At 63.0% G+C, this 12625-nt stretch carries 2 protein-coding genes (1 of these 2 only partly in view); both read right to left on the bottom strand.

Features of this window, described 5'->3' with window-relative positions:
- Nucleotides 1-305, bottom strand: the beginning of a protein-coding gene (locus P3G59_RS10035; protein WP_277761400.1) for a non-ribosomal peptide synthase/polyketide synthase. Its footprint begins 14680 nt before the window's first position; the window shows 305 of its 14985 coding nt (coding positions 1-305); it begins with the start codon at nt 303-305; the stop codon falls past the left edge of the window.
- The gene (locus tag P3G59_RS10030; RefSeq protein WP_277761399.1) at nt 305-12625 is read right to left on the bottom strand and encodes a non-ribosomal peptide synthase/polyketide synthase; all 12321 of its coding nucleotides are present in this window, start codon (nt 12623-12625) and stop codon (nt 305-307) included. Before P3G59_RS10030 ends, P3G59_RS10035 begins: the two co-directional genes overlap by 1 nt.

Below are 12625 nucleotides of genomic sequence, written 5' to 3'. Positions count from 1 at the left end.
CTTTCATGGCGCGCAGCCAGCGCATTGAAGCTGCGCTCCAGCGCCGCCACGTCCAGCTGGCCCTTGAGGCGCAAGGCGCTGGGAATGTGATACGCGGTGCTGTGTGGGTCCATTTGCCAAAGGAACAGTTGACGCTCCTGAGCGTACGACAGAGGAATGGCGGCAAACCCGGAACGTGTTTCCGGGATCGGCAGGTTGGCCGGAGAGACGCCCTCTTCGAGCATCTTTTCCAGGTACAGCTTACGTTTGTCCAGCGGCAGAGTGATAAAGCGCTTGGCTACCCTCAAAGCAACACTCTTGTCCATCAGACTTCCTCCATATCGTCAAGCAGGGCTTCCAGCTTGCTCAGTTTCTGTTCGTTGATTGCCCCGCCTCCTGTATCGAGTCGAGCGACAAAGTCGCTCAGGACGGGGTGCTGGAATAACAGTTGCGGGGTCAGCGTCAGGCCCAGTTCAAGGGCCATGCGCGACACCACGTTGACCGCCAGCAGCGAGTGCCCGCCCAGTTCGAAGAAGTGATCGTTCAGACCAATGCGTTCAACCTCGAGCACTTGCTGCCAGATCGCCGCGACCTGCTGCTCAAGCTCACTCTGCGGCGCGACGTACGCGGCCTGCATCTGGCTGGCATCCACCGCGGGCAGGGCCTTGCGGTCGAGTTTGCCGTTGGGGGTCAGTGGCAACTGCTCAAGGAACAGCAGGTGCGCGGGAATCATGTAGTCAGGTAACGAAGACTTGAGGCCAGTCTTTAGTCCGTCGCGCAGTTGCCGCTGCGCTTCGCCGTCGTACAGCTCCAGTTGCGGGGCGACCACGTAGGCCACCAGTTGCGCGCCCGCCTCGCTTTCGATGGCCAGCACCGCCGCTTCGGTGACCGCCGGTTGCGCGAGCAATCGCGCCTCGATCTCCCCCAGTTCGATGCGGAATCCACGAATTTTCACCTGATGGTCGATCCGGCCCATGTACTCCAGCTCGCCCTCTTCGCGTTCACGAATCAGGTCGCCGGTGCGGTACATGCGCTCGCCATTGCCGACGAACGGGTTCGGCACAAAGCGCTCGGCGGTCATCGCCGCGCGCCCCAGATAACCGCGCGTGATGCCGGCGCCGGACAGGTACAGCTCCGCCGAAACGCCTTGGGGCACAACGTGCAAGTCGGCATCGAGCAGATGGCTGGCGCTGTAGTTCAGGGCACGACCAATGCGCGCCTGACCACCGGCAACGCGGCGGGTCCAGGTCGAATAGGTAGTGTCTTCCGACGGGCCATAGAGGTCGTAGACATGCTCAACGGTGGGCTGTTGATACAGCGCGTCGACCAGCCCTTGCTTGAGCGGCTCGCCAGCCAGATTGACGATGCGCACGCTCGCGGGAATCTGCCCGGCGCGTTGCAGTGCAGCGATGGCCGATGGCACGGTGTTGATCAGGCGGACCTGATCACGCGCCGGCAGGTTCGGCAACTCCAGCGCGTTGCGCGCGATGATCAGCGAACCACCATTGGCCAGGGTGACAAACAGCTCCCACACCGACAAGTCGAAGCACACCGAAGTCGAGGCCAGCACGCCTTGGATGTCGTCACGACTGTAAACCTTGGCCGACCAGTCGATCAGCGCCATGACGTTGCGATGGGCGATGGCCACACCTTTCGGCTTGCCGGTGGAACCGGAGGTGTAGATCACGTAGGCGAGGTTGTCCGGCTGCACCGCTGTGAGAGGTGCGACAGCCGAGTAACCGCTCAGGGAAACCTGATCCATCAGCAGTACTTGCGTATCGCCCGGAACGCTCAGCGTCGCAGCGACCGCTTGCTCGGTGAGCAACACCCGCGCACGGCTGTCTTCAAGCATGTAGGCAACGCGATCAGCCGGATAATCCGGGTCCAGCGGCACATAGGCGCCACCGGATTTGAGCACCGCCAACAAGGCAATCAGCAACTGCTCGGAACGCGGCATCGCCACGCCCACGCGCACTTCAGGACCGACACCGAGTTCGATCAGCTTGTGCGCCAGACGATTGGCCTGCGCGTCCAGTTCGGCGTAGGTCAGTCGTGTATCGGCGAAGGTCACCGCCAGCGCATCCGGGGTTGCCGCCACTTGGCGAGCGATGGCTTGATGAATGCACAGGTCGGTGACGAAGTCGGTGTCGACACTCGGGCGGTTTTCGATCAGTTGCAACTCGCTCAACGAGCGTTCACCTGCTGCCGCCATCTGCGTCAGCAAACGCTGCAGGCCAGCGCCCAACTGCGCCACGCTGGCCGCCGCAAAACTGTCGCGCTGGTAACTGAAATGCACCGACAGTTGCGCGCCCATGCTCACCAGCAAGGTCAGCGGATAGTTGGTCTGTTCCTGATTGACCACTGCACCAAAACGCAAACCCTGCGGCGCACCGCGCTCCAGCGCTTCGCCAATCGGGTAGTTCTCGAACACCATCAGGCTGTCGAACAGTGCGTCACCGCCCTGCCCGGCCCAGCGCTGAATGTCCGCCAGCGGCGTGTGTTCGAACTCGCGTGAAGCGAGGTTCTGCACCTGCACGGCTTGCAGCCAACTGGCCAGACTCTGCTGCGCTTGTGGCGCCGCCACCACCGGCAAGGTGTTGATGAACAGACCGATCTGCTCCTCGGCTCCCGGCAGATCCGCCGGACGCCCGGCCACGGTCGCGCCGAATGCCACACAGTCCTTGCCGGTGTAGCGCTGCAACAGCAACAGCCAAGCGGCTTGCACCAGCGTGTTGACGGTGACTTTCGAGGCCCGGGCAAATTCACCCAGACGCACGCTCAGATCAGCGTCCAGTACTTGGTAATGGTCGCCGTAACCGACACTTGGCAAACCATCGACTGGCCGCGCGAGCGCATTGGCCAGACGCGTCGGCTCGTGCAGAGGGGCCAGCGCCGCCAGCCAGTAGGCTTCAGCCGCCGTTGCATCCTGACGTTGCAGCCAACCGATGTAATCGCGATAGCGACCCGCCGGACGCGGCACCGCTTCGCCGCGATAGTGCTGCAGCACTTCGCCGAGCAACTGCGCGCTGCTCCAGCCGTCCATGAGAATGTGATGATTGGTGTAGATCAGGTGATGACGATCAATCGCCGTGCGCACCAGCACCAGACGCAGCAGTGGCGCACAGGTCAAGTCCAGCCCCAGTGCGCGCTCCTCGTCAGCGAGGGTTTGCAGCGCCGTTTCCAGATCAGCCTTGCCGTTCCAGTCAATGACGCTGAACGGCACTTCGACCGAGCGCTGCACCACTTGCACCGGCTGCGGCAAGTCGCCCTGCCAGAAGAAGCCGCTGCGCAGGATGTCATGGGCATCGACCACGGCTTGCCAGGCGGCGCGGAAACGCTGCGGATCGACACCCTCGACGTCCAGACGCATCTGGTTGATGTAATCGCCGCTGCCATGTTCGAGCAGGGTGTGGAAGAGCATGCCCTGCTGCATCGGCGACAACGGGTAAATGTCATCGATGCCTTGCGGTTCCAGAATCAGCGCATCCAGTTGCGCTTGCGACAGTTGCGCCAACGGGAAGTCCGACGGCGTCACGCCACGGTTGCCGGTGTCGCAGCAATGGCCGATCAGCGCGGTGAGTTCTTGCACATAGTCATCGGCCAGACGCTGGATGGTCGCCGCGTCGAACATCGCGCCGCTGTAAGTCCAGCTCAGGTCCAGTTCGCCGCCGAAGACTTTGCCGTTCAGCGCCAACGGGTTGCCCAGCGGGCCTTGCATGTTGACTTCAGCGCCAGCGGATTCGCTGGTCGGTGCGAACAAGGCTTGGTCGGCCGCATCGAAACTGCCATCGAACTGGCCCAGATAGTTGAAGGTCAGGCGCGGCGCCGGCAAACCTTGCAGTGCCTCGCGAGCCTGCGCATCGCTCAGATGTGCCAGCGCACCGAAACCGATGCCTTTGTGCGGAATCGCCCGCAGTTGCTCCTTGACCTGTTTCAGCGAAGCCCCCAGTTCAGCCACCGGCGACAGGCGCGCCGGGAACACACTGGTGAACCAGCCCACGGTGCGAGTCAGGTCGATGCTGTCGAAGAGGTCTTCGCGACCGTGGCCCTCAAGCAGGACCAACGCGTTGTCAGCACCGGTCCAGCGCACCATCACTCGCGCCAGTGCTGTCAGCAGCAGATCGTTGACCTGCGTGCGATAGGCCTGCGGTGCATCCTGCAAGAGTTGCCGGGTCAGGGATTTGTCCAGTTTGCTGCGGATTGTCAGCGCCTGATCGTGTTGCTGCCCGCCGTGCGGATGGTCGTAAGGCAAGGCAGCCGAAGCGCCTCGCAACTGTTGCTGCCAGAAGCTCAACTCAGTCTGCAACGCAGGGCTTGCCGCGTAGTCCTGCAATGCCGCTGCCCAGGCTTTGACTGCGCTGGTCTTGGCCGGCAGTTGCACCGGATTACCTGCCAGAATCTGCCGGTAAGCGTTTTGCAAATCTTCGAACAGAATCCGCCACGACACACCATCAACCACCAGGTGATGCACGATCAGCAACAAACGTTGACTGCCGTCGGCGAGATTCGCCAGCACCGCGCGAATCAGCGTTCCACCGCTCAATTGCAAGCTGCGCTGAGCCTTGTCGCCCAGGACTTGCAAAGCGTCGAGATCAGCCACCTCGACTGGCCAGAGGATGGTCTCGCCGGCCTGGGTGACAACGTCGCGGTATTGCGCGAGCCAGCCCTCAGCCTGCTCGACAAATTCCAGACGCAGGCTGTCGTGATGCAGCACCAACGCATCCAGCGCCTGCTCCAGCACGCAAGCATCCAGTGGCTGATTCGGCTTGAGCATCACCGACTGGTTCCAGTGATGACGATCCGGAATCGCCTGGGCGAAGAATTCCTGATGAATCGGCAGCAGCGCAGTGCTGCCAGTCACCGGTTGCTGATCGATCAATTGCAACGCTTCGCCGGTCTGCGCCACCAACGCCAGCGCGGCAATGGTCTGGTGCTGGAACAGGTCTTTGGGTGTGAAGCGAATGCCGGCCTGCCGCGCACGGCTGACCACTTGAATCGAGATGATCGAATCGCCACCCAGTTCGAAGAAGTTGTCGCTGCTGCCGACGTGCTCAAGTTTGAGCACGTCCTGCCAGATCGTTGCCAGTTGCAGCTCCAGCGCACTTTGCGGTGCAACGTAAGCTTGCTGCAGTTGGCTGACGTCCGGTTTCGGCAGGTTCTTGCGATCGAGTTTGCCGTTCGGTGTCAGCGGCATGCGCTCCAGACGCAACACATACGCCGGCACCATGTGCGCAGGCAGGGTAGCCTTGAGCTGCGCACGCAGGTCTTCGGTGAAGTCCGCGCGGTCAGAATCGCTTACCACATAGGCGACCAGACGCTTGCCGCTACCGGCGCTGCCTTCCTGCGCCACGACCACCGCTTCACGCACGCCGTCAAGGGCTTGCAGCGCCGCTTCGACTTCGCCGAGCTCGATGCGGAAACCGCGGATTTTCACTTGATTGTCGATGCGATCCAGATAGTCGAACGTGCCATCGGCACGCTGACGCACCAGGTCGCCAGTGCGATAAAGCAAGCCACCGCTGGTGCTGAACGGGTCCGCGACGAAGCGCTCGGCGGTCAGCCCAGGACGGTTCAGATACCCCCGCGCCAACCCCGTGCCACCGAGGTACAACTCACCGGCCATGCCTTGCGGCAGCAGGTTCAAATCGGCGTCGAGCACGTAGGCGCTGCGGTCACCGATGCGGCTGCCGATTGGCGCATACGCAGCGCCGCATGGCACCTCGCGACCGGCCTTCCAGATCAGCGGCGTGACCACGGTTTCGGTCGGGCCGTAACCGTTGATGATGTAGTCCGGATCGAGTGCGCGCTTGACCCGCTCGAAACTGGCGTTCGGCACCGCATCACCGCCGAAGCAATAGATGCGCACTTTCGGCGGATTGCCAACGCGCTCGGCGTGCTCGGCCAGTTGTTGCAAGTACACCGGCGGGAACGCGACCACGGTCACGCCGTACTTGATCATGGCGTTGTAGGTCTGCTCCGGTGTCCACAAGGTGTCGTCGCGAATCAGCAGCGACGCGCCGTGGGTCAGGCTGGTCAGCCAGCGCTCGTGGGCACCGTCGAAGGCGAACGACATAAAGTGGAATTCGCAGTCACTGTCACGCATTTCATAGCGTTGACCGATGGCCTGGCAGTGCATGGCCAACGGGCCGTGCGCGACGCTGACGCCTTTTGGATTGCCGGTGGAACCGGAGGTGTAGATCACGTAGGCGAGGTTGTGCGGATCGAGTTGCACGTGCGGTGCCTTGATCGGCAACTCGCGTAAATCGAGACGATCCAGTTCCAGCAGCGGCACCGATTCATCGGCCGGCAATTGCGCCGACACCGACGAGTCGCTGATCAGCAGCGCCAGCCCGGAATCTTCGATCAGATAGGCCAGACGTTCGCGCGGGTAGCTGGTGTCCAGCGGCACATAAGCGCCTCCGGCCTTGAGCACGGCCAGCAGCGCGACGATCACCGCCTCACTGCGCGGCAGCGCTACACCAACGCGGGTTTCCGCACCGACGCCACGGGCGATCAGTGCATGCGCCAGTTGATTGGCACGCTGGTCGATTTCGCCGTAGCTGAAACGCTGATCATTGAAAATCACCGCTGTGCGCTGCGGATTCTGCGCAGCCAATGCGGCAATGCGCTGATGCACGCCGATGTTCACCGGGTACGGCTGCGGGTGGTTTTCGGCTTGCTGGCGAGCCTGCTCTTGAACACTGGCCAAAGCGATTTCACCGAGGTTGCGCTCGGCCGACACGGCGAACTGCTCAAGCAATTGCAGCAATTGCGCACTGATGCTTTCGATCACCTCACGGGCAAACTGGCCGCGATCAAAGCTGTAGTGCAACGCCAGTTGCCGGCCAAGCGTGACCGCCACGCTCAGCGCGTAATGGGTCTGCTCGAGGTTGCCGACATCACCGAATGTCAGCCCTTGCCCGGCCTGACTCAGCGCCTGGGCAACCGGGTAGTTTTCGAACACCAGAATGTTGTCGAACAGCGCCTCACCGCCCTGCCCGGCCCAACGCTGGATGTCCGCCAGTGGCGTGTGTTCGAAGTCGCGCAGGCTGAGGTTCTGCGCCTGTACCGCTTGCAGCCAGCTGCCAACGCTTTGATCCGGACGCGGTGCGCCGATCACCGGCAAGGTGTTGATGAACAGACCGACCTGTTGCTCGATGCCCGGCAGATCCGCCGGACGCCCGGCCACGGTCGCACCGAACGCCACGGCCTCATGGCCGGTATTGCGTTGCAGCAACAGCAGCCACGCCGCTTGCACCAAGGTGTTGACGGTGACTTTTTGCTGGCGGGCAAAGTTTTCCAGCGCCTGGGTGCGCTGCACATCCAGCGTCAGGTAATGATCGCCGTGACCGCTGGCAATCTCGCCAGCGGTGGCTGCGCGCGCCAGTCGGGTCGGCTCTTGCAGCGCGGCCAATTGACCGCTCCAGAACGCCTGACTCAATTGGCCATCCTGGCGTTGCAGCCAGGCGATGTAATCGCGATAACGCCCGCCGCCATTCGCCGGCGTGCGCCCGCTGTAGCGCTGCAACACTTCGCCGAGCAACTGCGCGTTGCTCCAGCCGTCCATGAGGATGTGGTGATGGGTGTAAATCAGGTGCCATTGCTCGGCGCCGGTCTGCACCAGCAGCAGTCGCAGCAAGGGTGCACGGCTCAGATCGAAACCTTGCTGACGCTCGGCATCGGCCAACGCCGCGAGCGCTGCGGGCTGATCGTCGCGGTAGCGCCAGTCCAGCGTGCTGAATGGCAGTTGCACCTGCTTGTGGACGATCTGCAGCGGCTGCGCCAACTCACCCTGCCAGACGAATCCGCTGCGCAGAATGTCCTGCGCATCGACGGTGGCCTGCCACGCAGCGCGGAAACGCTCGGGATCGAGACCTTGTACGTCAACGCGCAACTGGTTGATGTACTCGCCCGCCGCTTGTTCGTAGAGAGTGTGAAACAGCAGCCCCTGCTGCATCGGCGACAGTGGATAAACATCGTCGAGCAAACCTGCCGGCACCGGCAACGCATCCAGTTGTGCCTGGGTCACACGGGCCAGCGGGAAGTCCGACGGCGTCGCTTGCGCGGCTTGCAACGTGCAGCAATGCTCGATCAGCGCATGCAACTCGATGGCGTACTGATCCACCAGTGCCTGCACGGTCGCGCTGTCGAACATTTCACGACTGAAGCCCCAGCTCATCGACAGCTCACCGCCATACACCTGACCTTCCACGGTCAGCCAGTTCGCCAGTGGCGCCGCCGGATCCTGCGCGATGCCGCTGGTTTCGGCGGACGGTTCGAACAGCGCGGCTTCGTCGAACTGACGATCGAACTGGCCAAGGTAGTTGAAGGTAATGCGTGGCGGCGTCAGCTCGGCCAGTTCGGCGCGCACCGACGGCGCCGCCAGGTAACGCAGCACGCCGTAACCCAGACCTTTGTCCGGCACGGCGCGCAGTTGCTCCTTGATCGACTTGATCGAACCGTCGAGATCATTGGCGGCCGTCAGGTTGACCGCGAACAGGCTGGTGAACCAACCCACGGTGCGGGTCAGGTCGATGTCATCGAACAGGTCTTCGCGACCATGCCCTTCCAGTTCGATCAGCGTGCCCGGCTGCCGGGTCCAGCGGCTGATGGTGCGCGCCAATGCGGTGAGCAGCAGATCATTGACCTGCGTGCGATACGCGGCCGGTGCCTGTTGCAGCAACTGACGGGTGCGCTCGGCATCAAGGCGCCATTCGATTTTCTCGCCGTGCAGGTTTTGCAGGCTGCCATCGGGACGTTCGCACGGCAGGTCCGTCGCGCCCTGATGCTGGGTTTTCCAGTAACCCAGTTGTTCGTCGAAGCGTGAAGCGGCGCTTTCGAGGCGCGCGGTCCAGTTCTGCAAGGCATTGGTCTTGGCCGGCAATTGCATGCCGCCGCCCGCCGCCAATTGCACGTACGCCTGCTGAACATCTTCCAGCAGCACCCGCCAGGAAACGCCGTCCACCACCAAGTGGTGAATGATCAGGGCCAGGCGCTGAGAGCCATCGGCCAGCGTCACCAGCAATGCACGCAGCAGCGGACCGTTCTGCAGGTCGAGGCTGCGCTGGGCTTCGTTGCACAGCGTCTGCAATTGTTCAGCGGACGCGGCGTCACGCAACCACAGCTCAGCACTGTCGACCAGCGGGCCATGGCTTTGCTGCCAGCCTTCAGCGCTTTCGACAAAGCGCAGGCGCAAGGCATCGTGATGATTGATCACCTGCGCCAGCGCGGCATCAAGCCACTGTGCATTCAAGGTGTCGCGCGGGGTCAGCAGCAGCGACTGGTTCCAGTGTTCACGCAGCGGCATCGCGCGGCTGAAGAAATGCTGCTGGATCGGCCCGAGCACGGCGGCACCGGTCACCGGTCCTTGGTCTACCGAGGTCTGACTGTCCAGCGTGGCAACCAGCGCGAGGCTGCGCACAGTCTGGTATTGGAACAGGTCGCGCGGGCTGAGACGAATCCCGGCCTGCCGCGCACGGCTGACCACTTGAATCGAGATGATCGAGTCACCGCCCAGTTCGAAGAAGTTGTCTTCCAGACCCACGCGCTCAAGGCCGAGCACGTCCTCCCAGATCGCCGCCAGGGCTTTTTGCAGCGCATCCTGTGGGGCGACGAAGGCTTGTTGCGGCGCCGCATCCGGTTGCGGCAAGGCTTTACGGTCGAGTTTGCCGTTGGCGGTGACCGGCAGTCTGGCCAGCGTCATCAGGTAGGTCGGCACCATAAATTCCGGCAGGCTGCCGAGCAGCCACGCCTTGACGTCCTGCTGCCACTGCTCGTCCGGCTGAGCCTGTTCCAGCACAACGTAAGCCACCAGGTGCTTGCCGCCCTGCACCAGCACCACCGCTTCGCGCACCAGCGGATGCTGCATCAGGCGGGTTTCGATTTCGCCCAGCTCGATGCGCAGACCGCGCAGTTTCACTTGATGGTCGAGACGACCGAGGTATTCGATCACGCCGTCGACACGCTGGCGCACACGGTCACCGGTGCGGTACAGGCGCGCGCCGTCGTGGAACGGGCACGGTACAAAACGCTCGGCAGTCAGCGCCGGGCGCTGGTGATAACTGCGCGCCAGCCCGGCGCCGCCCAGGTACAGTTCGCCTGTCACGCCGCTCGGTACCGGCAACAGCTCGGCATCGAGGACGTGGGTGCGCAGGTTGGCGATCGGCCGGCCGATCGGCACGCTGTCGGCGCCTTCGTCGACGCACGTCCAGTGGGTCACGTCGATCGCTGCTTCGGTTGGGCCGTAGAGGTTGTAGAGGCCGGCGTTCGGCAGTTTGGCGAAGACTTGCAGTTGCGCATCCAGCGGCAGTGCCTCACCGCTGCAGACGATGCGCTTGAGGCCCACGCAGCTGTCGACGCCCGCCTCGTGAATGAACGCCTGCAACATCGACGGCACAAAGTGCAGCGTACTGATGCCGTGACGGTTGATGATGTCGATCAATTGCAGCGGATCGCGGTGCGCACCTGGCGCAGCAACCACCAGACGCGCGCCGGTCAGCAGCGGCCAGAAGAATTCCCAGACCGACACGTCGAAACTGAACGGGGTTTTCTGCAACACCGAATCGCTGGCGTCGAGCCCGTAGGCGTCCTGCATCCAGCACAAACGGTTGACCAGCGCGGCGTGGCTGTTGCCGGCGCCTTTCGGTTTACCGGTAGAGCCCGAGGTGTAAATCACATAGGCCAGGTTCAGCGGATCGACGCGGACTTCAACACGGCTGTCGCTGTAGCCGTCGAGCAGACCCGGTTGATCCAGCGTGATGACCTGCACGCCGTCAGTCGGCAGCGCTGCCAGCAAAGCATCCTGGGTCAGCAGCAAGGTGATGCCGCTGTCCTCGATCATGTAAGCCAAACGGTCCTGCGGGTACTCCGGATCGAGTGGCACGTAGGCGCCACCGGCCTTGAGAGTCGCCAGCAGCGCTACGACCATTTCCACCGAACGCAGGGCGCACACACCGACCAGATTGTCGGCCTGCACGCCTTGCTCACGCAGCAGATGCGCCAGGCGGTTGGCCCGGGCATCCAGTTCGGCGTAGCTCAGGGTCTGCTCGCCGAACACCAGCGCCGGCGCATTCGGCGTGCGCGCCACCTGCGCTTCGATCAGTTGGTGTATGGGTGTTTCAGTCGGATAGACCGCGTGGACGTTGTTCCAGTCATGCACCAGCGTGTGTTGTTCATCCGCTGCCAGCAACGGCAATTCGCCGATGCGTTGCGCCGGATCGGCGACCATGGCCGAGAGCAAGCGCAACCAGTGGCGGGCCATGCGCTCGATGCTCGAAGCCTCGAACAAGTCGCAGGCGTACGTCAGCGCGGCATGCAACTTGCCGCCCTTCTCGTAGGTATCGAGGGTCAGGTCGAACTGGGTGGTACGGCTCTGCCAGTCGAGGCTGTCGAGCACCAGCCCGGACGCCGTGCTGAGGGTGGCGATATCGGCGACTTGCGGCTGGTGGTTGTACATCACCTGGAACAGCGGCGTGTGACTGAGGCTGCGTTCCAGTTTCAGTGCCTCGACCAGTTGCTCGAACGGCAGATCCTGATGCGCCTGAGCGCCAAGCGCGGTTTCCTTGATCGCCCGCAGTAGATCATCGACTCGCGTCTGGCCATCCAGCCGGGTACGCAGCACCTGGGTGTTGACGAAAAAGCCGATCAGCCCTTCGATTTCGCCACGGTTGCGGTTGGCAATCGGCACGCCGACACGGATGTCGGTCTGACCGGTATAGCGATGCAGCAACGCGTTGAAAGCACCGAGCAGCAACATGAACAGGGTGACCTGATGCTGCTGCGCGGTGTTGCGCAGTTGCTCGGCCAATTGCCCATCGATGGCGAATTCGTAACGGGTGCCGCGATAGCTCGGCATCGCCGGGCGGGCATGATCCAGCGGCAGCTCCAGCACCGGGTGTTCGTCGCCCAGTTGCGCTTGCCAGTAATCGAGCTGCCGCGCCTGCTCGCCCGCCTCCAGCCAGCGGCGCTGCCACAAGGCATAGTCGCTGTACTGGATCGGCAGCGCGCTCAGCTGTGGTGGCTGGCCGGCATCGAAAGCGTCGTAGCAACGAATGAACTCGTCGATCAGCACGTTCATCGACCAGCCATCGGAAACGATGTGATGCAGGGTCAGCAGCAGGACATGTTCCTGCTCGGCGAGCTTGAGCAAGGTCACCCGCAGCAGTGGGCCGACGGCTAGATCGAACGGCAACACCGATTGCTGTTCGGCGGCCTGCACCACGGCCTGCTCACGTTCGTTGGCCGGCAATGCACTGAAATCTGCATGGCTGATCATCAGCGGCGCCCTGGCCGGCACCTGCAACAGACTGTCGTCAGCCTGGCGCTGGAACACCGTGCGCAGGGTTTCGTGACGCTCGACCAGGCTAGCGAAGGCTTGCTCCAGCGCGCCGAGGTTGAGGCGACCGCTCAGGCGCACCGCGCCCGGCAGGTTATAGGCGCCGCTCTGCGGATCCAGTTGCCAGAGAAACCACATGCGTCGCTGCGCGTAGGACAACGCCTGGCGATCCTCGGCTTCGATCCCGGCCGGGATCGGAAACCGGGCGAAATCCACGCCCTCCTTTTGCAGCGCCGCGAGGAACATCTGGCGCTTTTCCAGGGGCAACCCGATAAACCGGCGAGCAAGTTTCAAGGAGTCTTCAGCATTCAT

This window comes from Pseudomonas sp. A34-9, assembly GCF_029543085.1.
Taxonomy (GTDB): domain Bacteria; phylum Pseudomonadota; class Gammaproteobacteria; order Pseudomonadales; family Pseudomonadaceae; genus Aquipseudomonas.
This window is presented reverse-complemented; position numbering and strand designations above follow the sequence as displayed.